Origin of the sequence: Streptomyces sp. NPDC013455 (assembly GCF_040632975.1) — a bacterium.
Classification (GTDB): domain Bacteria; phylum Actinomycetota; class Actinomycetes; order Streptomycetales; family Streptomycetaceae; genus Streptomyces.
The window spans coordinates 13068-37625 of sequence record NZ_JBEYCX010000023.1 but is presented as its reverse complement, the minus strand read 5'-3'; the positions used below and the strand labels follow the sequence as shown (position 1 = coordinate 37625).

Below are 24558 nucleotides of genomic sequence, written 5' to 3'. Positions count from 1 at the left end.
CGTGTCCGATTCGCCGGCATCGCCCTTCGTGCCCGCCACCGTCCTGCTCGTGATCCTCGCCGCCGCGGCCGGCCTCTTCGCCGGTTCGTACACCTACGCCATGGCCGATCCGACCCCGCACCGCATCCCCGCGGCGGTGACCGGCGCCCACGAGGAGCCGGGCGCCCGGCGGTTCATCGACGGGATGGAGGAGTCCCTGGGCGCCTCCGTGGAGCTGCACGCGTACGGCAGCCGGCGGGAGGCGGTGCGGGCGGTGGACGAGCAGAAGGTCTTCGCCGTGGTGGAGGCACCTCCCGGCGGCCGGGCGGTCACCCTGGACGTGTCGGCCGCGTCCGGGGCGTCGGTCGCCCAGCTGCTCACGGAGGCCGCGGTGAAGGTGGGCGAGGCCACCGGCACCGGGGTGTCGGTGCGCGACCTGAAGCCGCTGCAGAAGGGGGACCCGCGCGGACTGGCGATCTTCTACATCACCCTCGCCGCCGTGATCATCGGGTTTGTCGGAGCCATCCAGCTCAGCGTGCACGCCAAGGAGCTGAACCCGCTGGAGCGCATCGCCTTCACCATCGCCTACGCCCTGCTCGGCGGGTTCACGATCGCCGCGGTGGTCGACTGGTGGCTGGGGGCGCTGACGCTGCCGTTCCTCGCCTCCTGGTCCATCCTCGCGCTGACGATGTTCACCTCCGGCATGGTCTTCACGATGTTCAACACCCTGGTGGGGCGCTGGGCCATGCTGCCGACCTGGGGGCTGATGGTGCTGCTCGGCAACCCGTCGTCCGGCGGCGCCGTCTCCTGGCCCCTGCTGCCGTCCCCGCTCGGCGCGATCGGCCGCTGGCTGCCGCCCGGCGCCTCGGTGAACGCCCAGCACACCGCGGTGTACTTCCGGGGCCACCAGCACGTCTTCCCGTATCTGGTGCTGGCCGGCTGGGCGGTGGTCTCCTGCGCGGTCTTCCTGATCTGGCGGCACCGGCACCCGGGCGGCAGACCACCCCGGCCGGCCGACGGGCCCCAGGGGGTGTCACGAGACACCGACACCCCCTAGTCGGCTCGCTGGGCCGGAGGGGCCGGCAGGGTCGCTTCGGTGTGTCTGCGGGACGGGCCGTCTCCGAGCGCGATGGATCTCGCGGTGTTGGAGACCGCCTTGATGCCGAGGTAGGCGGTGGTCACGCTGCTGACCGCGGTGAAGGCGGCGGTGAGGATGCCGACCATCACCGCCTCGTCCCCGTCGAGCCGCCACACGCCGAAGACCGCGACCGCGGCGATCGCGAGATTGCTGGTCACGACGGCGAGCAGCCCGTACCGCGCCCGGTCCTTCTCCAGGTCGGTGTCCCGAGCGGCTCCGGCCTCGGCCCGGCTCATGTCTCCCCCCGTCCCCGCGCACCCCGCGCGGCCCGCGCCGAACGTAGCGCTGCCCGCTCACGGTGCCAAGGCGCCACCGCACGTCGACGCAGCGGACCGCCGCCGCCCGGCCGCACGCCGCCGCCCGGCCGCACGCCACCGGCCGGACGGCCGCGCATACGGCATCGGCCCCACCGAATAATCTTCGGTGGGGCCGATATGCCCTGGTGAGGGCGGCTGTGGCTGGGGCCGGGGTCGAACCGGCGACCTTCCGCTTTTCAGGCGGACGCTCGTACCAACTGAGCTACCCAGCCACGGTGTTTCACGTGAAACACCAGCGGTCCTGACGGGATTTGAACCCGCGGCCTCCACCTTGACAGGGTGGCGAGCACTCCAAACTGCTCCACAGGACCAAGCGTGTGTGCAACAGTGTCGCACACGGTATTGCGTGCCCCCAACGGGATTCGAACCCGTGCTACCGCCTTGAAAGGGCGGCGTCCTAGGCCGCTAGACGATGAGGGCTATCGGCCCGCCTGGGCGCTTCTCAGCGCGTCGGGGACGTGAGAAGCATATGGGATGCCGGGGTGTATCGCCAAAACGCTTTACGGCGAGGTGGTGGAGGGGGAGGGCGAGGTGCCGTCGGCGCCGGGCTGGTTCTCGTCCGCCAGGTGGCGGCTGACCTCGGCGGTCGTCAGGCCGAGACCCCCCAGCTCGATGGCGTCCCAGGCCCGCAGCCGACGGCTGTCGCGGTCGAAGTAGAGGATCGAGGCCTGGATCGGCGCGGGGTACTCGCGCTCCACGGCCCGCAGCCCGCTGCCGCCGGTCGAGCCCTCCCTGCGCAGCCGGGTGCCCAACGGCAGCATCTCGGTCCCCTCGTGGTGCAGGTGGCCGCAGAGCACCAGCGGCACCACGCCGTCCGTCTCGCGGGCCGCGGACGGTTCGTGGGCGACCGCCACGTCCACCGGTGTGCCGGCCGCCCGCTGGTCGCGCAGCGCGCTGGCCAGGCGGTCGCCGGCCAGCACCTCGGCCGCTTCCCCGCCCGGCACCGCCGAGCGGTCGGGGGTGAACTGCGGGTCACCGATGCCCGCGAACCGCAGGCCCGCCACCGTCTCGGCCCGGCCGTCGTCCAGGACGTGCACGTTCCTCATCCGCTCCAGGTAGCGCTGCGTGACCCGGGAGTCGTGGTTGCCGCGCACCCAGACGTACGGCACGCCAAGGTCCCGGACCGGGTCCAGGAAGCCGTTCTCCGCCGCCGTGCCGTGGTCCATGGTGTCGCCGGAGTCGACGATCACGTCCACCCCGTACTGCTCCACCAGCGAGCCGATGATCTTCCAGCTCGCCGGGTTGAGATGGATGTCCGACACGTGCAGGACCCGGATGGTGGACGGGTCCGGCTGGTAGACCGGGAGCGTGGACGTGGCGTCGTAGAGCTTCGTTACGTTCGTCACCAGGCGCGCGAGCTCCTTCTGGTAGACGTCGAACTCCGTGACGATGCTGCGGGCGTTGCCGACCACCGACGGCGCCGAGCTGAGCAGTCCCGAGAATCTCGGCTCGAGGACCGACTTCGGGTTCCAGGTGGCGTACGCCGCCACACCCGAGGCGGTCAGCAGGGCCAGTGCCAGTCCGCCGGCGGCCAGGGCCCGGCGCGGGCGGCGGTAGACGGCGAGGCCGAGGGCCGTGGCCCCCGAGACCACGGCGACGCCGGAGCGTACGGCCAGGTCCAGCGTGCCGTGCTCGACGTCCCGGGCGACCTCGTCCTGGAGCCCGGAGAGCCGCTCCGGGTGGTTCACCAGCGCCTGGGAGCGCAGCGGGTCCAGCTGGTCCACGTTCACGTCCAGGCGCACCGGCGCGACATGGCTGTCCAGGGTGAGCGCGCCCAGCGGGGAGACGTTGATCTTCGTGCCGCCGGTGAGGGAGGGGCGCAGCGCCATCGTCGTGTCCATCGGGCCGACCGGGGCCCGCACGTCTCCGACGACCAGAAGGCCCAGCCAGGCGCCGACGAGGACGACCACGGTCAGACCGAGGGCGCGCGGCCAGGGGCGGGGGCGGGCGGCGAGTTCCAGTGCGGGAAGCGGACGGGCGGGGCGGCGGCGGTCACGGGTCCGGTTCGGCATGGTGCTCGCGGGGCGGCGGCGGTGCGGGGTCCGGTTCGGCATGATGCTCAGGGCTGCGAGGGGGAGCGGGCCATTGGTCCCGTATGCCCATGTCCCCCCGCGGATATGCGGCGCATCCGCACCCCCGTACGGCGCGTCCGTACCGGACAATGACCATGTGCTGGAGATGACGCGCGAGGAGTTCGAGGAACTGGTCGCCGAGGCGCTGGACCGGATCCCGCCGGAGCTGACGCGGCTCATGGACAACGTGGCGGTGTTCGTCGAGGACGAACCGCCCGCCGACGACCCGGAGCTGCTCGGGCTCTACGAGGGCACTCCGCTCACCGACCGGGGCGAGTGGTACGCGGGTGTCCTGCCGGACCGGATCACCGTCTACCGCGGGCCCACGCTCAGGATGTGCGAGACCCGCGAGGACGTCGTCGCGGAGACCGAGGTGACCGTGGTGCACGAGATCGCCCACCACTTCGGCATCGACGACGCCCGGCTGCACGCCCTCGGCTACGGCTGAGCGAGGCCTCGGCTACCGCTGGGCGACGCCCGGTCGCGCGCCCTCGGTCACGGCTGGGCGCCGATGCGCGCCGGGCGCGTGTCCTCCCGCGCGTGGGGGGAGTTGGGGAGGTTGACTCCTTTCCTTGCCTCGGAGGTGGCCGCCGTGCGCCCCTTGTACGTACCCGTCCGTCTCGCCGTCACGGTCCTGGCCGCCACCGCCGTCGCGGGCTGCGTGAACGTGGGCGACGACGCGGGCCGGGCCCGGCCTTCCCACTCGGCGGGGCAGCGGGGCGGCGAGGTGCCCGACGGCGGCCCGGTGGCCGGCGCCGACGGTGTCGTCCGCGAGGCGGGCTCCGGTGACGGCAAGCACGGGCACGGCGGCAAGGCGGGGCCGGGGAAGGCGGCATCCGCTCCGGCCACGCCGGCGGGCGCGGGCAGCGCTTCGGCGGCACCGCCGAAGCCGGGCAAGCCAGGGAAGACCGCCAAGCCGGGGGAGCCGGTCCCGACCAAGGAGCCGCCGGTGCCCCCGGCCAGCTCCGCCCCGCCCGAGCCGCCGGCCTCCACCCCGCCGCCACCGCCCGTCTCGGAGCCGCCGTCGGCCGAGCCGTCGTCCTCGGCGCACGAGGAGCCCCAGCCGCAGCTGGCGCAGCGTGAGCCGGCCCCCGCCGCGGGCATGGCGGCGTGACGGCTCCCGGAGGAGCGGGGGTGCCCTGGGGGTGGTGCCGGGGGGAGCCGGCGGTGCGGTGGGGCGCCGTCGTGGTGGGGCCGTCGTACCCGGCCGACCAGCGGCGATGAGGCTCGGTTTGCCTTCGGGGGTGGTAGGTGCGTATGGTGGTAGATCGTTTGATCCCATTTGCCCGGCGCCACCACAGAGCGCGCCGTGTGGCGCGTACTCTCCTTTGCCGTGGCGGACCGCATTGAGGCGGTCGTGAGCGAATCACGGAGTTGACGGGCGCGTGCCGAAGAGACTCCGGAAGGTTTCGCATTCGCATGTCCGTGTCCAGTACTGACCAGATCGTCGTGTCCGAGAACGAGATCGACAACGAACTCGACGTGACGACCGAGGTCACCGAGGCCCCCGAGGCCGCTGACACCACCCCCCAGTCCCCCCAGATCACCTTCGCCGACCTCGGCCTCCCCGAGGGCATCGTGCGCAAGCTCGCGCAGAACGGCGTGACGACCCCCTTCCCGATCCAGGCCGCGACCATCCCGGACGCCCTGACCGGCAAGGACATCCTCGGCCGTGGCCGCACCGGCTCCGGCAAGACCCTCTCCTTCGGCCTGCCGACCCTGGCCACGCTGGCCGGCGGCCGCACCGAGAAGAAGCGGCCCCGCGCCGTCATCCTCACCCCCACCCGCGAGCTGGCCATGCAGGTCGCCGACGCCCTCCAGCCCTACGGCGACGTCCTCGGCCTGAAGATGAAGGTCGTCTGCGGCGGCACGTCCATGGGCAACCAGATCTACGCCCTGGAGCGCGGCGTCGACATCCTCGTCGCCACCCCGGGCCGCCTGCGCGACATCATCAACCGCGGCGCCTGCTCCCTGGAGGACGTGCAGATCGCCGTCCTGGACGAGGCCGACCAGATGTCCGACCTGGGCTTCCTGCCCGAGGTCACCGAGCTGCTCGACCAGGTTCCGGCCGGCGGCCAGCGCATGCTCTTCTCCGCCACGATGGAGAACGAGATCAAGACCCTGGTCGACCGCTACCTGAACGAGCCCGTCCTGCACGAGGTGGACGCGGCCCAGGGCGCGGTGACGACCATGTCGCACCACATCCTCATCGTGAAGCCCAAGGACAAGGCGCCGGTCACGGCCGCGATCGCCTCCCGCAAGGGCCGCACGATCATCTTCGTCCGCACCCAGCTGGGCGCCGACCGCGTCGCCGAGCAGCTGCGCGAGGCCGGTGTGAAGGCCGACGCGCTGCACGGCGGCATGACCCAGGGCGCCCGCACCCGGACCCTGGCCGACTTCAAGGACGGCTACGTCAACGTCCTGGTCGCCACCGACGTCGCCGCCCGCGGCATCCACGTCGACGGCATCGACCTGGTGCTGAACGTGGACCCGGCCGGCGACCACAAGGACTACCTGCACCGCGCGGGCCGTACCGCGCGCGCCGGCCGCACCGGCACGGTGGTCTCCCTGTCCCTGCCGCACCAGCGGCGCCAGATCTTCCGCCTGATGGAGGACGCCGGCGTCGACGCGGCCCGGCACATCATCCAGGGCGGTGCCGCCTTCGACCCGGAGGTCGCCGAGATCACCGGCGCCCGCTCGATGACCGAGGTGCAGGCCGAGTCCGCCGCCAACGCCGCCCAGCAGGCCGAGCGCGAGGTCGCCCAGCTCACCAAGCAGCTGGAGCGCGCCCAGCGCCGCGCGACCGAGCTGCGCGAGGAGGCCGACCGGCTGGTCGCCCGGGTCGCCCGCGAGCGCGGCGAGGACCCGGAGACCGCGGTGGCCGAGGCGCAGGCGACGGCCGCGGAGGAGCTCGCCGTGGCCGAGGAGCCGGCGCAGCGCGAGACCGAGCGCGAGGAGCGTCCGGCGGCTTCGGCGCCGTACGAGCGCCGGGAGCGGCGCTCCTTCGACCGGGACCGTGGTTTCGAGCGCCGTGACGACCGCCGTGACGACCGTGGTGGCCGTGGCTTCGAGCGTCGCGACGACCGCGGCGAGCGGGGTGAGCGGGGTGACCGCCGTCCGTTCGACCGGGACCGTGGTTTCGAGCGTCGTGACGACCGTGGCGGCCGTGGCTTCGAGCGCCGTGACGACCGCGGCGAGCGGGGCGACCGCCGTCCGTTCGACCGTGACCGCGACCGGGACCGTGGTTTCGAGCGCCGTGACGACCGCCGTGACGACCGTGGCGGCCGTGGCTTCGAGCGCCGTGACGACCGTGGCGGCCGTACCTTCGAGCGCCGTGACGACCGGGGCGAGCGGCGTCCGTTCGACCGCGACCGCGGTGGCCGTTCCTTCGAGCGCCGTGACGACCGCGGCGGCTTCCGCCGGGACGAGCGCGGCGGGCACCGCGGCAGCGACCGGCCGTTCAACCGCGACCGCCGCGACGACCGCCCGGGCTTCCGCACCGGCGGCCACGACCGCCCCTACGGCCGTCGTGACGACCACCGCGGCACCGGCTCCTTCGGCCGCCGCGAGGACAAGCCGCGCTGGAAGCGCAACGGCTGACGCCGAGTGAACCGAGGAAGGGCCCGTACGACTCCGGTCGTACGGGCCCTTCCGGCGTTGTCCGCCGTCGACCGGTGCGGTGCGGCGGCGGGACGGGGCGTCGACCTGTTCCGAGTGACGCATGTCACGCCTGGGGTGAGGGAAGTGCTGGGGACATGACAGACGATGCGAGAGTGGGCGCGCGGGGAGCGGCCGGCGCGTCGGACGAGGAACGGCTGGCCCAGCTCGGCTACACGCAGGTCCTCGCCCGCCGGATGTCGGCCTTCTCCAACTACGCCGTCTCCTTCACGATCATCTCCGTCCTCTCCGGCTGCCTGACCCTCTACCTCTTCGGCATGACCACCGGCGGCCCGGCGGTGATCACCTGGGGCTGGGTGGCGGTGGGCCTGATGACCCTGTTCGTCGGCCTGGCGATGGCCGAGATCTGCTCGGCCTACCCGACCTCGGCCGGCCTCTACTTCTGGGCCCACCGGCTGGCGCCCCCGCGGTCCGCCGCGGCCTGGGCGTGGTTCACGGGCTGGTTCAACGTGCTCGGCCAGGTGGCGGTGACCGCGGGCATCGACTTCGGCGCGGCCTCCTTCCTGGGCGCCTACCTGAACCTCCAGTCCGGCTTCCGGGTGACCCCGGCCCGCACGGTGCTGCTGTTCGCGGCGATCCTGCTGCTGCACGGCCTGCTGAACACCTTCGGCGTCCGGATCGTCGCGTTCCTCAACAGCGTGAGCGTGTGGTGGCACGTCCTGGGGGTCGCGCTGATCGCCGGCGCGCTGGCGCTGGTGCCCGACCGCCACCAGTCGGCGACGTTCGTCTTCACCGAGTTCGTGAACCGGACGGGCTGGGGCAGCACGCCGTACGTCGTGGTCCTCGGCCTCCTGATGGCCCAGTACACCTTCACCGGCTACGACGCCTCGGCGCACATGACCGAAGAGACCCACGACGCCGCCACGGCCGGCCCGAAGGGCATCGTCCGCTCCATCTGGACGTCCTGGATCGCCGGCTTCGTCCTCCTGCTCGGCTTCACCTTCGCCATCCAGTCGTACGACGAGGAGCTGGCCTCCCCCACCGGAGTCCCGCCCGCCCAGATCCTCCTGGACGCCCTGGGCGCCACGGCCGGCAAGCTCATGCTGCTGGTGGTGATCGGCGCGCAGCTCTTCTGCGGCATGGCCTCCGTCACCGCCAACAGCCGTATGATCTACGCCTTTTCGCGGGACGGCGCGCTGCCCTTCTCGCGCGTCTGGCGCACGGTCGGCCCGCGCAGCCGCACACCCGTGGCCGCGGTCTGGCTCGCCGTGCTCGCGGCCCTCGCCCTGGGCCTGCCCTACCTCGTCAACTCGACGGCCTACGCGGCGGTGACGTCGATCGCGGTGATCGGCCTCTACATCGCCTACGTCATCCCGACCCTGCTCCGGGTCCGCAAGGGCGCCGCCTTCGAGCGCGGCCCCTGGCACCTGGGCCGCTGGTCGGGCGTGATCGGGGTCGTGTCGGTGGTGTGGGTGGCGGCGATCACGGTCCTCTTCATGCTTCCGCAGGTCTCCCCGGTCACCTGGAAGACCTTCAACTACGCCCCGGTGGCCGTCCTGGTCGTCCTCGGCTCCGCGGCGACCTGGTGGCTGGCCTCGGCCCGTCACTGGTTCCTCGGCGGTGCCCCGGACGCCACCCCGGTACCGGCCGAAAAGTAACCTTCCACCCACTCGGACCACCGCCGACGCGGCCGTGTCCCCGATACCCGATCGGAGACACGGCCTCGTCCGGCTATGCTCGGACACGCAACATCGCCCGGGCCCTTAGCTCAATTGGCAGAGCAGTGGACTTTTAATCCATTGGTTGTGGGTTCGAGTCCCACAGGGCCTACGGACGACGGTCGGAAGGCACCCCCTCCGACCCACCGGGCAGCGCCCGAGCCGGCTCCGGCCGGCTCGGGCGCTGTCTCGTTCCCGGGGCGCGGAGCCGCTCAACGGTCCGTGCGGGCGGACTTCTTGCCGACGGCCGGTTCCGGCCCCCTCTGTTCTCCCGCCTCCTCCGCCGGTGCCCGCCCCCGGACGCGCGCCCGCCCGGGCTACCTGCCGTACGCCCGGAGGAACGCGGCCACGCCCGCCCTGAGCAGTCGGTCGGTTTCCGCGGGGGGCAGGGGCAGGACGCCGTAGTGGGTCGTCTGGATGATGCGGTGGGAGATCAGGGCCGTGAAGTGGCCGGCCGCCACCGCCGGGTCGCCGTGGAGGTCCAGCAGGCCCGCGTCCTCCAGGCGGGCCATCGCCTCGGTGAGCGCCCGGCCGACCGGTTCCGGGCCGGCCTCGTGCCAGGCCCGGAGGACTTCGGGCGGTACGTGGTCGGCCTCCGCGTGGATGTGGCGGACCAGTGCGAAGTGGTTCGCGTAATCGGTCATGAGCCCGTTGAAGGCGCGGGCCAGGGAGACCAGGTCGCGTTCCAGTTCGCCGGGGCCGGGCGGGTGCTCGGGGTCCAGGACCGCGCGCAGGCGGGCGAGTTGGGCGTCGCGGACCTCGCTCGACGTCCAGGTCACCACGGTCTGGAAGAGCTGCGCCTTGCCGCCGGGGAAGTGGTTGTACAGCGTGCGCGTGGAGACGTCGGCCGCGGCGGCGAGCGCGTCGACGGAAGCGCGCGCGTACCCCTCGCGGCCGAAGACCGTGCAGGCCGCGCTCGCGATCGCCATCTGCTTCTGCAGCTTGCGCGGTGAGACCTCGCGCCGTGCCTGCTCCAGCCGGGACTCGTTCGTTTCGCCCACGCCTGCCTCCTTCGTGACCAGTCAACCCTATCCGATCTACAACGCTCGTTGTACTTTTTACAACGAGCGTTGTAACTTGCTTGCCGGAGGCGGTCCCCGATCGGGCCGCCCGTCACCGCACGCCCAGAGGGGGAAAAGCCGTGTCCACCACCGACGCCGTCATCGATTCCGTTCCCGGTGCCCGTGCCGCCCGGGAGCCCGCGTTCCGCGTCGCCGTCATCGTCGGCAGCGTGCGCGAGGGACGCCTGGGCCGGGCCGTCACCGACTGGTTCCTGGCCACCGCCGCCGACCCGGGGCTGGAGTTCGACGTGGTCGACCTCGCCGACGTGGACCTGCCGCTGGTGATGCCCGGCTGGGGTGGCGCGCCGAGCCCGCAGGCCGCCGCCGCGCTGCGGGACGTGTCGCCGCGCCTCGCCGCCGCCGACGCGTTCGTGATCGTCACGCCGGAGTACAACCACAGCTTCCCGGCGGTCCTGAAGAACCTCCTCGACTGGCACCTGCGGGAATGGCAGGCCAAGCCGGTCGGCTTCGTGTCGTACGGCGGTCTCGGCGGCGGGCTGCGCGCGGTCGAGCAGCTCCGGCTGGTCTTCGCCGAACTCCACGCGGTGACCATGCGGGACTCGGTCAGCCTGCACGGCCCGTGGTCCGGGCTCGGGGAGGACGGCGTCCCGCGGGACGCCGAGGTGTGCGCGGGCGCCGCCAAGGGCATGCTCGGCCAGCTCACCTGGTGGGGACGGGCCCTGCGCGCCGCCCGCGCCGAGCGCCCCTACGGCGCCTGAGGGGCGGCGGGGATGAACGCCTCGCGTCCCACGCGGTCCGCGCCGGCCCCGTCCGTCCCGGACGCGCACCGCACCGCTCTCCACCGCGTCGTCACCGTCGTCGTCCTCGGCACCGTCATGGCCGTGCTCGACATGACGATCGTCAACGTGGCGATGCGCCGCCTGTCGGAGTCCTTCGGCGCGCCGCTGGAGACCATCCAGTGGACCGCCACCGCGTACACGCTCGCCCTCGCCGCTGTCATCCCGGCCGCGGCCTGGGCGATGGACCGGATCGGCGCCAAGCGGACGTACGTGCTGGCACTGGTCCTGTTCACGCTGGGCTCGGTGCTCGCCGCCTGCGCCTGGGACGCGGGCAGCCTGATCGCGTTCCGCGCGGTGCAGGGGCTGGGCGGCGGGCTGCTCCAGCCGGTCGGCATGGCCATGGGCGTGCGCGCCGCCGACCGGGCCCGGCTCGGCCGGACGATGGCGCTGCTCGGGCTGCCCATCCTGGTCGGCCCGGTGGCCGGCCCGGTGCTCGGCGGCTGGCTGGTCGACGCCGCCTCCTGGCGGTGGATCTTCCTGATCAACGTGCCCGTCGGCGCCCTGGCCCTGCTCCTGGCGGCCCGTCTGCTGCCGACGGACGCCCCCGTCCGCGGCGGGGACCTGCCGCGCCTGGACGTCCCGGGCCTGCTGATGCTCTCGCCCGGTCTGGCGCTGCTGCTGTACGGCTTCTCACGCGGCGGCGAGCGCGGTGACTTCACGGCCCCCGGCGCCCTGGTGCCGGTGCTCGGCGGTGCCGTGCTCGCGGCGGCCTTCGTCCGGCGGGCGCTCGCCGTCCGCGCGCCCCTGCTCGATCTGCGGCTGCTGCGGGACCGGACCTTCGCCGCCGGCATCGGCACCCTCGCCCCGTTCGCCTGCGGCTACTTCGGGTCCATGCTGCTCGGGCCGCTGTACTGGCAGCAGGGGCGGGGGACGAGCGCGACGGCGGCCGGGCTGCTCGGGGCGCCGGTCGGGCTGGTGGTCGGTGCGGCGATGCAGATCGCGGCCCGCCGCGTCGACCGGGCGGCACCGCGCCGGCTGGTCGCCGCGGGCTGCGCGGTCGCCTCCCTCGGTATGGGCCTGCTGGCCTGGCAGACCGGGGTGCCGGGGGTGCCGGCCTGGCGGATCGTCGTCGCGGGCATGGTCATGGGGGCCGGCGCCGGGATGACGCTGATGCCCACGATGACCACCGCGACCCGCGCCCTGCCCCCGGACCGGCTGGCCGGGGCGAGCACCGCGCTCGGCATCAACTCCCAGCTGGCCGCCTCCGTCGGTACGGCCCTGCTGTCGGTGGTGCTGGGTGCGACGGGCCCGGACCCGGCCGGCTTCCGGCTCGCCTACGCCGTGGCGGCCGCACTGCTCGCCCTCGCCCTCCTGCCGGCCCTCCGTCTCCCGGCTCAACGCCAGGGCCGAGCCTCCGCCGGTGCGCATGCTTCACCCGGGTGAGCCGCCGGAGCAGGGGGACGAGCGCCTGCGCCACGGAACGTCCTCCGCCGCGCCCCCCGCCCCGCCGTCCTCGCCCTGGAGCCCGCGCGCGATCCGCGTGCAGATCTCCCCCAGCTGCTCCACCTGCTCCGGGGTGAGCCGGTCGAAGAGGGCGGCGCGCACCGTCTCGACGTGCCCGGGTGCCGTACGCTCCAGTACGGCCGTCCCCTCCTCCGTCAGCACCGCGAACGAGCCGCGCTTGTCCTGGCGGCAGTTCTCCCGGCGCACCAGGCCGTCCCGCTCCAGCCGGGTCACCGCGTACGTCAGCCGGCTGCGGGTGATCTTCAGCGTCTCGGCGAGGCCGGTCATGCGCAGCCGCCGGCCGGGGGCCTCGGAGAGGTTGGCCAGCACCGAGTAGAACAGGTGCGGCATGCCGCCCTCCTGCTGGAGCTGCCGGTCGATCGCGTCCTCCAGGAGGCGGGAGGCGGCGATGTAGGCGCGCCAGGCGCGCTGCTCCTCGGAGGTGAGCCAGCGGGTCGTCATGCCGCCAGTGTAAGTTTGCTTCAAAATTGAACCAAGCCGTCCGCCTGCCGACGGTCCACTCAGCGACCGTCCGCCTCCCCAGAGAGGGCGCCGATGCCCCTGCCGTACGTGCTGCTGTCCGCCGCCGTCTCCCTCGACGGCTATCTGGACGACACCGGCCCCGAGCGGCTGCTGCTCTCCAGCCCGGCCGACTTCGACCGGGTCGACGAGGTCCGGGCCTCCGCCGACGCCGTCCTCGTCGGCGCCGGCACCCTCCGCGCCGACAACCCGAGGCTGCTGGTCTACTCAGCCGACCGGCGCGCGGCACGCGTCGCGGCGGGCCGGCCGGAGTACCCGCTCAAGGTCACCGTCACCGCCTCCGGCGACCTCGACCCGGGCGCCCACTTCTGGCATACCGGCGGCGAGAAGCTCGTCTACACCACCGACCGGGGCGCCGAACGGGCCGCGCGGCTGCTCGGGCGCACCGCCGACGTCGTCCCGCTCGGCCCGGCCCTCGACTGGCGGGCCCTGCTGGAGCACCTGCACGACGTGCGCGGGGTCGGCCGCCTGATGGTCGAGGGCGGCGGCACGGTCCACACCCAGCTGCTCCACCAGGGCCTCGCCGACGAACTCCAGCTGGTGCTCGCCCCGCTCTTCGTGGGCGACCCCGCGGCCCCGCGCCTGTTCGGGCCCGGCCCCTACCAGGGCGGTCGCCTGCGGCTGCTCGACACCCGGCGGATCGAGGACGTCGTCCTCATGCGGTACGCGCCCACGGCCCCCGGCACCGGCCCGGCCGCCACCGCCGCCGACCGCCACTGGCTGCGCACCGCGTGCGAGCTCGCCGCGCTGTGCCCGCCCTCGGAGACGGCGTTCAGCGTCGGCGCGGTCGTGGTCGCCGCCGACGGTACGGAGCTGGCCCGCGGCCACTCCCGGGAGGGCGCCGACCCCGTGGTCCACGCGGAGGAGGCGGCGCTGGCGAAGATCGGCCGCGATGACCCGCGACTGCCGGGCGCGACCGTCTACAGCAGCCTGGAGCCCTGTGCCCGCCGTTCCTCGCGGCCCGCGCCCTGCGCCGAGCTGATCCTCGCCGCGGGCGTGCGCCGCGTGGTCACCGCCTGGCGGGAGCCGGACACCTTCGTGACGGCGGCCGACGGGGCGGGGCTGCTGCGCACCGGGGGTGCGCGGGTCGTCGTCCTGCCGGAGCTTGAGGCCCTCGCCAAGGAGCCGAACGCCCATCTGCTCGCCTGAAAAGCACTCAGGGCCGGAATCCACTGGATTCCGGCCCTGAGTCTTCAGTAGCGGGGACAGGATTTGAACCTGCGACCTCTGGGTTATGAGCCCAGCGAGCTACCGAGCTGCTCCACCCCGCGTCGTTGTGTGACCAGCATACGCCATGCGAGGGGTCCGATGCACATCGCTTCCCGCGCCCGCGCCGATCATCACGCACAGTGATCGAAGGGGTGCCGTGCGCTTCAGGTCCGGGTCACCATCAAAACCGTCGATGACTGCTGGCCTGGGGTCAACTCGCCCGTTTTGCAGGGGTCCTGGCCGGTAAGTCCGGGGTTTAAAAAGCTTAACGATCAAGTCGAACGGCTTGGAAAGTGACTGGCAGGTCTATTAACGTTCGATAACGCAGCGCGGTCGTCCCAGCCGTCACAAGAGGCGGCTCCGTGCGCACGCGCCGAATCCCGCAAGGGAGCCGGGGAACCACCACCCTGGGGTGAATCACGCGGATGCGGTCGTGAACTCACGGAGTCCACGACCGGTATACGCGCGTAGGAGACCTTCCTGCTCCGAACCCGTCAGCTAACCCGGTAGGCGGAGGAAGGAAAGGAGCACGCCTGCGTGGCGTCCAACCGGCCTGCCCCAGAAGCCCCGTTCATACCGGCCCAAGCGCCGGCCGAGACCTTCGGCTACGGCGCCTACCGCGCGGAAGAGGGTCCCTGGGAGGAGTGGAACCCCACCGAGGAGACCGTCGCCCCGGTCCGCGGCCGGCACCGCGTCGCCAAGCAGCGCGGCGGCTTCGCGCGCAGCTCCACCGTCCTCGGCGTCGGCGTGATCGCCGCGGTCGGCGCGGGCGGCATGGCCAGCGCCCAGACCGGCAAGCCGCCGGTCTCCATCTCGATGCCCGACCTGCCCTCCGTCGGCTCCCTCTTCGACGACGGCTCCGCCGACGCCCAGGCGGCCGAAACCACCACCACCGCGCTCAGCAGCCTCGGCGGGACCTCGGCCGACACCGAGCACGGCACCGACGCGGGCGAGGCGCTGCGCAACCGGATCATGGCCCAGGCCGAGCAGCAGCAGGGCCAGGCCGAGAGCAGGGCCACCGCCACCGCGCTCGCCGCCGCGGAGAAGCAGAGCGCCGCGGCCGCGGCCGCCGCCGAGAAGGAGGCCGCCGCCAAGGCCGCGGCGGCCAAGGAGAAGGCCGAGGCCGAGGCGGAGGCCGAGGCCGCGAAGGCGGAGGCCGCCGCACAGAAGGCGGCCGAGGAGAAGCGGCTGGCCGAGCTGGCCAAGCAGTACGCCCTGCCGACCTCCTCGTACACGATCACCTCGACGTTCGGTCAGGCCGGCTCCATGTGGTCCTCCGGCTACCACACCGGCCTGGACTTCGCCGCCCCCACCGGCACCCTCGTCAAGGCCGTGCACGGCGGCACGATCACCCAGGCGGGCTGGGCCGGCGCCTACGGCTACCGCACGGTCCTCACCCTCGAGGACGGCACCGAGGTGTGGTACTGCCACCAGTCCTCGATCAGTGTCTCGGTCGGCCAGAAGGTCGGTACCGGCGACGTCATCGGCCGCGTCGGCGCCACCGGCAACGTCACCGGCCCGCACCTGCACCTGGAGATCCACCCGGGCGGCCAGGCCACCGGCATCGACCCGACGGCCTGGCTGCGCGACAAGGGTCTCAACCCCTGAGCCGTCCTGCCGAAAAGGGCGCCGGTGGCGGGATGCGACGACCCGCCGCCGGCGTTGTCATGACGTATGACGTCACTTCGTAAACTCGGCTCTTCCGATCTCGAGGTCTTCCCGCTCTGCCTCGGTGGCAACGTCTTCGGCTGGACCGCCGACGAGGACACCTCCTTCGCCGTCCTGGACGCCTACGCGGCGGCCGGCGGCAACTTCATCGACACCGCCGACTCCTACTCGGCCTGGGTCGAGGGCAATGCCGGCGGCGAGTCCGAGACGATCATCGGCAAGTGGCTGGCGGCGCGCGGCAACCGCGACGACGTCGTCATCGCCACGAAGGTCAGCCAGCACCCCGACTTCCAGGGACTGTCCGCCGCGACCATCAAGGCCGCCGCCGACGCCTCCCTGCGCCGCCTGGGCACCGACCACATCGACCTCTACTACACCCACTTCGACAAGCCCGAGGTGCCGGTCGAGGAGATCATCGGCGCGCTGGACGAGCTGGTGAGGGCCGGCAAGGTCCGGCACATCGCCGCCTCCAACATCACCCCCGAGCGGCTGGCGGCGTCCCTGGACTTCTCCGACCGCGAGGGCCTCGCCCGCTACGTCGCCCTCCAGCCGCACTACAACCTGGTCTCCCGGGACACCTACGAGGGCCCGCTCCAGGACCTCGTCGCCCGCGAGGGCCTGTCCGCCGTCCCGTACTTCTCCCTGGCCTCGGGCTTCCTGACCGGCAAGTACCGCCCTGGTGCGAGCGTCGACAGCGCCCGGGCCGGCAGTGCCGCGCAGCACGCCGAGTCCCCGCGCGGCCGGAAGGTCCTGGCGGCCCTGGACGAGATCGCCGCCGCCCACGGGGCGCCGGTCGCCTCGGTCGCCCTGGCCTGGCTGGCCGCCCAGCCGACGATCGCCGCTCCGATCGCCTCGGCGCGCACGGTGGACCAGCTCCCGGCCCTGCTGGAAGTGGCGCGGCTGCGGCTGACGGAGGAGGACCTCGGCCGGCTGACCGAAGCCTCGGCCTGACCCCGGGCCGCCCTCCGGGCTCACCGTGGCCCCGGAGGGCGGCCGTCCCCTACGACCGGTACGGGTTGTACCCGGGATACGGCACCGCCGGGCCGCCGTACGCCGGCCAGTACGCCATCGGTACCGGCCCCGCGTACACCGGCCGGGGCGGTGCCGCCGTGCGCGCCGCGTACTCCAGCGCCGGCCGTGCCACCTGCCGCCGCTTCCACAGCTCGTCCAGCAGCTCCCGCTCCCGGACGACGAAGCCGGCACCGGCCTTGCCCGCGCGCCCCCGGTGCCGCAGGAACGCGAGCGAGGTGGCGTACGCCTCGTACTGGGCCACGGCCCGCGCGGCCGCGCGCCCGTGGTGGTGCCGGGCGTAGTCGCGGGCCATCCGCCGGGCCCGCATCGAGCCGAGCGCGAACGGCTCGGCCGGACCCAGCCAGCCGGCCAGCACATACGCCGGCAGCTCCGCCCGCACGGTCCCCAGCTCCCGCTGCCGGGTCCAGATGGCGAGCCAGGTCAGTACCCCGAAGGCGGGCAGCATGAAGGCGCCGTAGACGGCGAAGAAGCCGTACTCGCCGAGGGTGGAGGAGCCGTTCCAGAAGGCGTGCATGCCCATCGCGAGCAGCAGTCCGCCGAGCGGGAGCAGGATGCGCCGCGCGTGCTGCCGCTCGGCGGACAGCGCGGCGATCCCGAAGCCGATGCCGGTGAGGACGGTGAAGAGGGGGTGCGCGAACGGGGACATCACGATGCGCACGAAGAAGGTGGCGGCGGTGACGGAGGCGATGCCGCGGTCGCCGGTGAGCTGGTCGGTCCCGAAGGCCGTGCCGAGGTAGAGGATGTTCTCGGTGAAGGCGAACCCGGTGGCGGTGACCCCGGCTATCACCACCCCGTCCACGATCCCGGTGAAGTCGCGCCGGCGGAAGAGGAAGACCAGCAGTACCGCGGCGGCCTTGGCGGATTCCTCCACGATCGGCGCTATCACGGTCGCACCGAGCGTGTCGGCGCTGACCGGGTCCGCGACCGAGGTGGCTATCCACCGGGTCGCGAAGCTGTTGGCCACGATGGCTATCAGGGCCGCCGCGCAGGCTCCCCAGGCGAAGGAGAAGACCAGGTTCCGCCAGGGGCCCGGCTCCACCCGGTCCAGCCACCGGAAGGCGGCTATCAGCCAGGGCACGGGCAGCACGGCCAGCCCGAGGCCGACGAGGAACCCCTCCGTGCCGGTCTGCCGCCGTACCAGCGCGAGGATGACCAGGCCCGACAGCGCCAGCAGCGTGCTCAGTGCCGCGTACCGCACCCACCTGCGCTGCCACCAGTGCGGGTGGCGGAGCGCACCACCGCCCGGGTTCGGGGGACAGGGCGGGAACGGGGGACTGGTGGCCACGGCATCGACCCTAACGGCGGCGGGAGGAGGTGCTGGAGCGGTTTACCGGTCCTGCTCGGCGGTGCGGTGCGGGACGCGCCGGAACAGCAGGTCGCGCACCACATGTCCCTTGTCCAGTCCCTGCCCCTCGAAACGGGTCAGCGGCCGGAACTCCGGCCGTGCCGCGAAGCCGCCCGCCGCCTGGGTGTTCTCGAAGTCGGGGTGCGCGGTGAGCACGTCCAGCATCTGCTCGGCGTACGGCTCCCAGTCGGTCGCGCAGTGCACGAGCGCGCCGGGCTTCAGCCGGGTGGCGGCGAGGGAGAGGAACTCGGGCTGGATCAGCCGCCGCTTGTGGTGCCGCTTCTTGGGCCAGGGGTCGGGGAAGTAGACGCGCAGCCCGTCCAGGGAGTCCGGGCGGAGCATCTCCCGCAGCAGGATGATCGCGTCGCCGTTGCCGACGCGGATGTTGGACAGGCCGCCCCGGTCCGCCAGGTTGAGCAGGTTGCCCTGGCCGGGGGTGTGCACGTCCACGGCGAGGATGTTGGTGTCCGGGTCGCCCGCGGCCATCTGCGCGGTGGCCTCGCCCATCCCGAACCCGATCTCCAGGACGACGGGACGGTCGTTGCCGAACAGCTCGACGGGATCGATCACCCGCCGCCCGTCGATGTCCAGCCCCCACTTGGGCCACAGCCGCTGGAGCGCGTCGGCCTGCCCGGCCGTCACCCGGCTGCGCCGCGGCTGGAAGCTCCGGATCCGCCGCTCGAAGTGCGACCCGGCCGGATCGGCCCTGGGACCGTCCGGGAAACGCGGCTCTCCCTTGGCCCGGCTCTGCCGGACGGGGGCGCCGGGGGTGTGGGGGGCCGCGGGGGCGGCTTCGGGGGCATTGAGGAAATCAGACACAGTAAGACAGATTTTACGGCGCCCGCCGACGAGCGGACCGGGCACCGGCCGCCGGGAACACCCGCCGATCATGACGGGCTCCCGGCTAGAGCGAACCGAGCAGGGACAGCACCCGCCGTCCGACCTCCCGGCCGATCGGCAGGGATGCGGTCGCCGCGGGGGACGGCGCGTTCAGCACATGGACCGCCCGGGCCCCCTCCCGGATCAGGAAGTCGTCCACCAGCGTCCCGTCCCGCAGCACCGCCTGCGCCCGCACCCCGGCGGGGGCCCGCACCAGATCACCGGCTTCCACACCGGGCAGCAGTCTGCGCACGGCCTCCAGGAACGCCCCCTTGGACACCGAGCGGTGCAGCTCACCCGCCCCGTACCGCCAGTGCCGCCGGGCGATCGCCCAGGATCCCGGCCAGGCCAGTGTCCCGGCCAGCTCCCGGGGCCGTACGACCCCCCAGCCGTACCCCTCCCGGGCCAGCGCCGGTACCGCGTTGGGACCGATGTGGACGCCTCCGTCGATGCCCCGGGTCAGGTGCACCCCGAGGAAGGGGAACGCCGGGTCCGGCACCGGGTAGACGAGCCCGCGCACCAGCTCCGGCCGCGCCAGCTCGTAGTACTCCCCGCGGAACGGCACGATCCGCACCCCGGGCTCGTCGCCGGTCAGCCGGGCCACCTCGTCGCAGTACAGCCCCGCGCAGTTGACCAGCACCCGGCCGCGCACCACGTCCCCGGCCGCGGTGAGCACCGCCACGCCCCGGTCCGCGCGCCGGTCCACCCGGACGACCCGGGCGCCGTAGCGGATCTCCGCGCCGGAGGCCCGCGCCAGCTCCCGGGCGACGCCCACGAAGTCGCACACCCCCGTCGTGGCGACGTGTATGGCGGCCAGGCCGCGCACCTCCGGTTCGTACCCCGCGATCTGGGCGGGGCCCAGCTCCCGCACCGGGATGCCGTTCTCCCGGCCGCGCTGCACGAGCGCGTGCAGCCGGGGCAGCTCCTCGCGCTCGGTGGCGACGATCAGCTTGCCGGTGACGGCGTGCGCGATGCCGTACTCGGCGCAGAACTTCACCATCTCGGCGGCGCCCCGCACCGCGTACCGCGCCTTCAGCGAGCCCGGGCGGTAGTAGATCCCGCTGTGGATGACCCCGCTGTTGCGTCCCGTCTGGTGCCGGGCCGGCCCGGGCTCCTTCTCCAGCACGGTCACGCGCGTGCCCGGCGCCGCCCGCGTGATCGCGTACGCCGTCGACAGCCCGACGATCCCCCCACCGACCACGAGCACATCGCAGTCGTACGACCCGGCCCGCACCTGCACCACCTCCGCCTCCGATAGTGCACTGCGCCACTGACAGCGCCTTCAAACACCGGGACGGCGGTCCGGGACGCGGGTGCGCGCGGCCCTACGCCGGAGCCATCAGGAGCGGCCGGGCCCGCTCGCGCAGTTCCACCACCCGCGGCTCGTCCCCGTACGGCTCCAGCCGGTGCAGCAGGTCCTTGACGTATTCGGTGGTCCGGGCGGACGAGATCCGGCCGGCCACCTCCACGGCCCGCACCCCCTGCTCGCAGGCGGCGTCCAGGTTCCCGGACTCCAGCTCGGCGACGGCCGAGACCACCAGCCGCAGCCCGTGCGACCGCACGAACTCCTCCGTCGGCTTCGACAGGGCCTGCTCGGTGAACCGTCTGACCTGCCGTGGCGCCTTCAGGTCCCGGTAGCACTCGGCCGCGTCGGCCGCGAAGCGGTCGTACGAGTAGAAACCCAGCCAAGAGGGGTCGTTGTCCCCCTCGCGCGAGCGCTCCAGCCAGCCCTCGGCCGCCTTCAGCGCCGTGCCGGCCGCCTGGGCGTCGCCCGCGCGCGCGTGCGCCCGCGCCTCGACCAGCCGGAAGAAACTCATCGTCCGGGCGGTCGCCAGTCCCCGGTTCCGCTCCAGCGCGGCCTGTGCCAGGTCGACGCCCTCGTCGCCGAAGCCCCGGTACGTCGCCTGGAGCGACATGGAGGCGAGGACGTAACCCCCCAGGGGGACGTCCGCCGCCGCGCGGGCGAGCCGCAGCGCCTGGATGTAGTAGCGCTGCGCGGCCTCCTGCTGGCCGGTGTCGAAGGCCATCCACCCGGCGAGCCGGGTCAGTTCCGCGGAGGCCCCGAACAGGGCGCGGCCGACCTCGTCGGAGTAGGAGCCGAGCAGCAGCGGTGCCGCCTCCACCCGCAGGCACTCCGGAACCATCGAGGAACGCCAGTCCCCGCCGCCGTACTTGGAGTCCCACCGCCTGGCGTCCTCGGCGGCCTCCCGCAGCTTCTGCACATCGCTGTGGCCGACTTTGATCGGTGCGCCCGACCCCTCGGCGGAGCCCGCCTCCCGCGCGACCGAGCTGTCGGCGGGGGTTATCAGCCAGCGTGATGCGGGCGTTGCGTATGCGCTCACTGCGAACGACCCGGCCAGGGACTGCCAGATGCCGCCGGTCCCGGCCCGGCGGCCGGCGAGGTCGAGGCGGTACAGCTCCGTCGCCGACTTCACCGCCTGCCCGACGTCCCTGGGGAAGGCGAGGCCCACCTCGGGCGCGGGGTCGGCGTCCGCGAGGCCGATCTCGTGCAGCGGCACCGGACGGCCCAGCTTCTGGCCGATGGCGGCGGCGATGAGGTGCGGTGCCGCACCCTGCGGCACCATGCCCTTCGACACCCAGCGCGCCACGGACGTCTTGTCGTAGCGAAGCGTCAACCCGCGCTGGGCGCCCAGGTCGTTGACGCGGCGGGCGAGTCCCGCGTTGCTGATTCCCGCGAGGGCGAGGACGGCGCCGAGCTTTTCGTTCGGCCCGCGTTGCTCCCTGGACATGAGCCACCCCTCGACACAGACGGCTGTCGCGCTGGCATAACCACGCGGCATTCGTAAACCCAGCGTAGTTCGCCGCATCCCAAGCGTTAAGGGGCATTGTTCCGGTTGGCGGGATTGTGGTCCGTGCGGGAGCGCGGCCCTGTACGCACCGTGCACGGTCTGTCGCGGCGTGCCCCCGCCCGTGTGGCCGTGCGCCCGTCCGTGCGCTCTTCTCCGGCCACCGGGGGGAGCGGTTCCATGGCTCGTGCGTGGGTCGGCCCGCTGTACTGGATCCAGTGGGCTGGGGGACACCGCCGCCTTCATCCCCGCGGGTGGCGGACCGGTCCGGGAGGCGGATGCCCGCCTCCCGGACTGTGCGTGTGAGCGCGCAGCTCCGCGCCCCGCCGCCCTGTACGGAGCGTGCTCATGTCCGGCGCCTCCCGGCTTAATTGGCCGAAAATCGACCCCGCTCCACTGCGGTGATTTGCCGCTCCGACCATGCAACTTGAGGGCGCGAACGGCGTCTTGGGGGAGCGCATTGGGGGCGCATTCGCGCCGTACCCCTAGGCTGCCGCACGTGCGCGGCAGCACCGGCCGCGCACCGGCCGTCCGCCCGTTCCCCCGCCGTACCCCGTCGACTTCACTCGATCCGAGGCGGTGCCACCGGCCCTCTCCGGCCGGTTCTTCATGGCAGCATGGGGGACCGGTTCCTACGGTGCACTGTTTGTCCACAGCCTGTGGAGGCGTCGATGCGGTGGTTGGTGGGTTGGAGCAGCGCCGCCGCGGGCCCCGCCGCGATCGGCTCCGCGGGCGCCGTCGGCTACGACGGCGAGACGCTGCAGCCGGTCGGCTCCCAACTCCTGTGGGGCGACCCCGATCCGCTGTGGGCCGTCGGCGACTGGCGCCCGGACGAGGTGCGCGTGGTGCGCGCCGACGCCCAGCACGGCATCGCCGTCCTCGGCATCTGCGGCGCCAGCGACGAGGAACTGCGGCGCGGCCTGGTCACCGCGCGCGGGGGCGCACTGCGCCACCTGACGACATGGCCCGGCAGTTACACGGCCGTCGTACAGGCCGGCCGCCGCATCACCGTCTGCGGTGACCTCGCCGGCGCCCGGCCGGTGTTCCACACCCCCTGGGCCGGCGGCACGGCCTACGCCACCGCGGCACTGCCCCTCGCCGACCTGATCGAGGCCAACCTCGACTTCACCCACCTCGCCGCGCTGCTCGCCGCCCCGGACGTACCGGCCGCGCTGCGCGACACCACCCCGTACGACGGGGTACGGCGCATTCCGCCGGGGCACGCCCTGGTGCTGCGCGCCGGAGCGCGCGAGGTCGTCGGCTACGAGCCGGTCGCCTCCCTCGCCGTGGCCGCGACCCCGGCCGACCCCGAGCGCGCGGTGGACGCCGTACGCGACGCCCTCGTGGAAGCGGTCCGCACCCGGCTGGCGGCGCCCCGGCACGTGCCCGACCTGGACCCCGGTCCGGTGCCCGGCATGGGCCCGGCCGAGCGGCGGGCCGCGCGCGGCATGCCGGTCCCCGGCATCGGCGCCGACCTGTCCGGCGGCCCCGCCTCCGGCACCCTCGCGCTGCTGGCCGCCGGACTGCCCGGCAGACCCGGCACCCTCCTCGGCCACGGCACCGGCGCGGGCGAACGCCTCCTCGCCGTCACCTTCAACGACCTCGCCGTGGGCGGCCGCGAGGCCGAGCTGGAACGGGCCGGCGCCCTGGCCGCCGGCCCCCGGCTGCACCACGTGGTGGTCGCCGGCGGCGAGGAGACCCTTCCGTACGCCGACCTCGACGGCCCGCTGACCGATGAGCCGGGGCCCTCCCTGGTCCTGGCGGCGCGGCACCGCGCGCGGCTCGCCGCCGGCAGCGCCGACCACTTCACCGGCCACGGCGCCCGCCAGGTCCTGGACGCCCACCCCGCCCGCCTCGCCGACCTGCTGATGGACCGCCGGCGGCGCCACCTGGTCCGGCCGGTCGCCGCACTCGCCCGCGCCGACGGCTCGGTGCTGGTGCCCGCGCGCGTGTACGGCGCGGCCCGGCGCCTGGCCCGCACGCCCTACCGGGCGGGCCTGGAGACGCTGGCCGAGCGGCTGATGCGGCGCCGCTTCGACGAGCCCAAGGGGGCGGTCGGCGCGTCCCTGGCCGCGCTGACCTGGGCCAGACCGGGACCGGCCGCCCGGTGGCTGACGGGTGAGGCACTGGCTGAAGTATCGGTTCTGCTCCAGGCGGAGGCGGACCGCTCCGGCACCGGCGCACAGCGCCCCGGCGACTACCGCGCGCGTGCGGCACTCGCCCGGCACGCGGCCGACCTCCGGGTCCTGGAACAGGCCGCGGAGATCCGCTCCCAGCGGCTGCACGCCCCCTTCCTCGACAACCAGGTCGTCCGCGCCTGCCGTGACCTCCCCGAGGCCCTGCGCGTCCAGCCCGGAGCCCGGGCCGCCACCCTCCGTACGGTCCTGGAGGGCGCCGGCGTCACCGACCTCCCGCCCGGCTGGGGCGCGCCCTCCCACGCCTCGTCGGCGGCGGCCGCGCGCGCGGGCCTGCGGGTGGCGGCCGATCCGCTGCTGGACCTCTTCTCCACCCCGCTGCTGGCCGACGCCGGCCTGGTCGAGGCCCGCGTCGTCCGCAAGGCCGTCCGGGCGGCCGCCGCCGGCGAGCCCCTCCCCCTGGACGGTCTGGCCGACCTCGTCTCCCTGGAACTGTGGCTCCGCCGCCTCCTCGCCCGCCGGGGAACCTGCTGGACGGGCACCCCGACCCGCTCGCGGGCGGTACCGTCCGGGATCCAGCCGAGAAGAAGCGCGCTGACCCCGGGGGCGTGAGCCTTCGGGGCTGGGCGGCCGGGGTGCGGTGTGAGAGCTCGGCGGTCGGGTGGTCGGGGTGCGGTGTGAGTGTTCGGCGGTCGGGTGGTCGGGGTGCGGTGTGAGTGTTCGGCGGTCGGGTGGTCGGGGTGCGGTGTGAGTGTTCGGCGGTCGGGTGGTCGGGGTGCGGTGTGAGTGTTCGGCGG

The 24558-nt window shown here is 73.7% G+C and carries 19 protein-coding genes, 5 tRNA genes and 1 riboswitch; of the genes, 12 read left to right on the top strand and 12 right to left on the bottom strand.

Going from position 1 to position 24558, the window contains the following annotated elements; genetic code table 11:
* Window position 1: 1 nt before the first annotated feature.
* The gene (locus tag ABZ576_RS29305) at window positions 2-1036 is read left to right on the top strand and encodes an ABC transporter permease (protein WP_360747262.1); all 1035 of its coding nucleotides are present in this window, start codon (window positions 2-4) and stop codon (window positions 1034-1036) included.
* Here ABZ576_RS29305 and ABZ576_RS29300 read toward each other — a convergent pair.
* From ABZ576_RS29300 to ABZ576_RS29280, 5 genes are all read right to left on the bottom strand, one after another.
* Window positions 1033-1353 carry a hypothetical protein gene (locus ABZ576_RS29300; protein WP_360747260.1) on the bottom strand — a complete coding sequence of 107 codons (321 nt, stop codon included), beginning with the start codon at window positions 1351-1353 and terminating at the stop codon, window positions 1033-1035. The two genes, ABZ576_RS29305 and ABZ576_RS29300, sit on opposite strands and share 4 nt — an antisense overlap.
* A gap of 219 nt (window positions 1354-1572) precedes the next feature.
* Window positions 1573-1646, bottom strand: a tRNA-Phe gene (locus ABZ576_RS29295).
* Between the two features lie 24 nt (window positions 1647-1670).
* Window positions 1671-1745, bottom strand: a tRNA-Asp gene (locus ABZ576_RS29290).
* A gap of 36 nt (window positions 1746-1781) precedes the next feature.
* Window positions 1782-1854 (bottom strand) — tRNA-Glu (locus ABZ576_RS29285).
* A gap of 80 nt (window positions 1855-1934) precedes the next feature.
* Complete coding sequence (locus tag ABZ576_RS29280; RefSeq protein ID WP_360747440.1) at window positions 1935-3446, bottom strand: metallophosphoesterase; 1512 nt, start codon at window positions 3444-3446, stop codon at window positions 1935-1937.
* Window positions 3447-3603: 157 nt separating this feature from the next.
* Between ABZ576_RS29280 and ABZ576_RS29275 the strand changes: the two genes are divergently transcribed.
* The 5 genes from ABZ576_RS29275 to ABZ576_RS29255 all read left to right on the top strand — a co-directional run bounded on the left by ABZ576_RS29275 (window position 3604) and on the right by ABZ576_RS29255 (window position 8954).
* The gene (locus ABZ576_RS29275) at window positions 3604-3954 is read left to right on the top strand and encodes a metallopeptidase family protein (RefSeq protein ID WP_189219145.1); all 351 of its coding nucleotides are present in this window, start codon (window positions 3604-3606) and stop codon (window positions 3952-3954) included.
* Window positions 3955-4098: 144 nt separating this feature from the next.
* Window positions 4099-4620, top strand: a complete 522-nt coding sequence (locus ABZ576_RS29270; RefSeq protein ID WP_360747257.1) for a hypothetical protein — start codon at window positions 4099-4101, stop codon at window positions 4618-4620.
* 305 nt (window positions 4621-4925) lie between these two features.
* Window positions 4926-7106: a DEAD/DEAH box helicase gene (locus tag ABZ576_RS29265; protein ID WP_360747254.1), complete on the top strand. Its 2181-nt coding sequence runs from the start codon at window positions 4926-4928 to the stop codon at window positions 7104-7106.
* A 155-nt stretch (window positions 7107-7261) separates the two neighbouring features.
* Window positions 7262-8782 (top strand): amino acid permease, encoded by a 1521-nt coding sequence (locus ABZ576_RS29260; RefSeq protein WP_360747251.1) that lies wholly within the window; start codon window positions 7262-7264, stop codon window positions 8780-8782.
* Between the two features lie 99 nt (window positions 8783-8881).
* Window positions 8882-8954: transfer RNA gene (locus ABZ576_RS29255), tRNA-Lys, on the top strand.
* Window positions 8955-9159: 205 nt separating this feature from the next.
* Here ABZ576_RS29255 and ABZ576_RS29250 read toward each other — a convergent pair.
* A complete protein-coding gene (locus tag ABZ576_RS29250; protein WP_360747248.1) occupies window positions 9160-9843 on the bottom strand; it encodes a TetR/AcrR family transcriptional regulator C-terminal domain-containing protein in 684 nt (227 codons plus the stop codon).
* 161 nt (window positions 9844-10004) lie between these two features.
* Between ABZ576_RS29250 and ABZ576_RS29245 the strand changes: the two genes are divergently transcribed.
* Window positions 10005-10622 carry an NAD(P)H-dependent oxidoreductase gene (locus ABZ576_RS29245; RefSeq protein WP_360747437.1) on the top strand — a complete coding sequence of 206 codons (618 nt, stop codon included), beginning with the start codon at window positions 10005-10007 and terminating at the stop codon, window positions 10620-10622.
* 12 nt (window positions 10623-10634) lie between these two features.
* Window positions 10635-12086, top strand: a complete 1452-nt coding sequence (locus ABZ576_RS29240) for a DHA2 family efflux MFS transporter permease subunit (RefSeq protein WP_360747245.1) — start codon at window positions 10635-10637, stop codon at window positions 12084-12086.
* On the opposite strand, the gene ABZ576_RS29235 is transcribed toward ABZ576_RS29240, so the two are convergent.
* A complete protein-coding gene (locus ABZ576_RS29235; protein WP_360747242.1) occupies window positions 12075-12608 on the bottom strand; it encodes a MarR family transcriptional regulator in 534 nt (177 codons plus the stop codon). The genes ABZ576_RS29240 and ABZ576_RS29235 overlap by 12 nt on opposite strands.
* Before the next feature lie 93 nt (window positions 12609-12701).
* On the opposite strand from ABZ576_RS29235, the gene ABZ576_RS29230 reads away from it, so the two are divergent.
* Complete coding sequence (locus ABZ576_RS29230) at window positions 12702-13835, top strand: dihydrofolate reductase family protein (RefSeq protein WP_360747239.1); 1134 nt, start codon at window positions 12702-12704, stop codon at window positions 13833-13835.
* A 48-nt stretch (window positions 13836-13883) separates the two neighbouring features.
* Here ABZ576_RS29230 and ABZ576_RS29225 read toward each other — a convergent pair.
* Window positions 13884-13957: transfer RNA gene (locus ABZ576_RS29225), tRNA-Met, on the bottom strand.
* A gap of 299 nt (window positions 13958-14256) precedes the next feature.
* A riboswitch (cyclic di-AMP (ydaO/yuaA leader) is annotated at window positions 14257-14425 on the top strand.
* 7 nt (window positions 14426-14432) lie between these two features.
* Here ABZ576_RS29225 and ABZ576_RS29220 point away from each other — a divergent pair.
* Together ABZ576_RS29220 and ABZ576_RS29215 are read left to right on the top strand one after the other, a co-directional pair.
* Window positions 14433-15503 (top strand): M23 family metallopeptidase, encoded by a 1071-nt coding sequence (locus tag ABZ576_RS29220; protein ID WP_360747236.1) that lies wholly within the window; start codon window positions 14433-14435, stop codon window positions 15501-15503.
* Between the two features lie 66 nt (window positions 15504-15569).
* On the top strand, window positions 15570-16514 hold the full coding sequence (locus ABZ576_RS29215) for an aldo/keto reductase (protein WP_360747233.1): 945 nt from the start codon (window positions 15570-15572) through the stop codon (window positions 16512-16514).
* A 49-nt stretch (window positions 16515-16563) separates the two neighbouring features.
* Here ABZ576_RS29215 and ABZ576_RS29210 read toward each other — a convergent pair whose 3' ends face one another.
* The 4 genes from ABZ576_RS29210 to ABZ576_RS29195 form a co-directional block, all read right to left on the bottom strand.
* Window positions 16564-17880 carry a PrsW family intramembrane metalloprotease gene (locus tag ABZ576_RS29210; RefSeq protein ID WP_360747230.1) on the bottom strand — a complete coding sequence of 439 codons (1317 nt, stop codon included), beginning with the start codon at window positions 17878-17880 and terminating at the stop codon, window positions 16564-16566.
* A 42-nt stretch (window positions 17881-17922) separates the two neighbouring features.
* Window positions 17923-18759 (bottom strand): tRNA (guanosine(46)-N7)-methyltransferase TrmB, encoded by an 837-nt coding sequence (trmB, locus tag ABZ576_RS29205; RefSeq protein ID WP_360747227.1) that lies wholly within the window; start codon window positions 18757-18759, stop codon window positions 17923-17925.
* 85 nt (window positions 18760-18844) lie between these two features.
* Window positions 18845-20062, bottom strand: a complete 1218-nt coding sequence (gene lhgO, locus ABZ576_RS29200) for an L-2-hydroxyglutarate oxidase (RefSeq protein WP_360747224.1) — start codon at window positions 20060-20062, stop codon at window positions 18845-18847.
* Window positions 20063-20144: 82 nt separating this feature from the next.
* Window positions 20145-21569, bottom strand: coding sequence for an MFS transporter (locus ABZ576_RS29195; RefSeq protein ID WP_360747221.1), 1425 nt, complete (start codon window positions 21567-21569; stop codon window positions 20145-20147).
* Between the two features lie 728 nt (window positions 21570-22297).
* On the opposite strand from ABZ576_RS29195, the gene ABZ576_RS29190 reads away from it, so the two are divergent.
* Complete coding sequence (locus ABZ576_RS29190; RefSeq protein ID WP_360747218.1) at window positions 22298-24373, top strand: asparagine synthase-related protein; 2076 nt, start codon at window positions 22298-22300, stop codon at window positions 24371-24373.
* Window positions 24374-24558: the final 185 nt, after the last annotated feature.

Excerpts from the sequence above, each read along its gene's own strand:
- ABZ576_RS29235 (WP_360747242.1), bottom strand. The coding sequence starts at position 12,608 with ATGACGACCCGCTGGCTCACCTCCGAGGAGCAGCGCGCCTGGCGCGCC.
- ABZ576_RS29190 (WP_360747218.1), top strand. The coding sequence starts at position 22,298 with ATGCGGTGGTTGGTGGGTTGGAGCAGCGCCGCCGCGGGCCCCGCCGCG.
- ABZ576_RS29265 (WP_360747254.1), top strand. The coding sequence starts at position 4,926 with ATGTCCGTGTCCAGTACTGACCAGATCGTCGTGTCCGAGAACGAGATC.
- ABZ576_RS29280 (WP_360747440.1), bottom strand. The coding sequence starts at position 3,446 with ATGCCGAACCGGACCCGTGACCGCCGCCGCCCCGCCCGTCCGCTTCCC.
- ABZ576_RS29230 (WP_360747239.1), top strand. The coding sequence starts at position 12,702 with ATGCCCCTGCCGTACGTGCTGCTGTCCGCCGCCGTCTCCCTCGACGGC.
- ABZ576_RS29240 (WP_360747245.1), top strand. The coding sequence starts at position 10,635 with ATGAACGCCTCGCGTCCCACGCGGTCCGCGCCGGCCCCGTCCGTCCCG.
- ABZ576_RS29300 (WP_360747260.1), bottom strand. The coding sequence starts at position 1,353 with ATGAGCCGGGCCGAGGCCGGAGCCGCTCGGGACACCGACCTGGAGAAG.
- ABZ576_RS29260 (WP_360747251.1), top strand. The coding sequence starts at position 7,262 with ATGACAGACGATGCGAGAGTGGGCGCGCGGGGAGCGGCCGGCGCGTCG.
- ABZ576_RS29215 (WP_360747233.1), top strand. The coding sequence starts at position 15,570 with ATGACGTCACTTCGTAAACTCGGCTCTTCCGATCTCGAGGTCTTCCCG.
- ABZ576_RS29195 (WP_360747221.1), bottom strand. The coding sequence starts at position 21,569 with ATGTCCAGGGAGCAACGCGGGCCGAACGAAAAGCTCGGCGCCGTCCTC.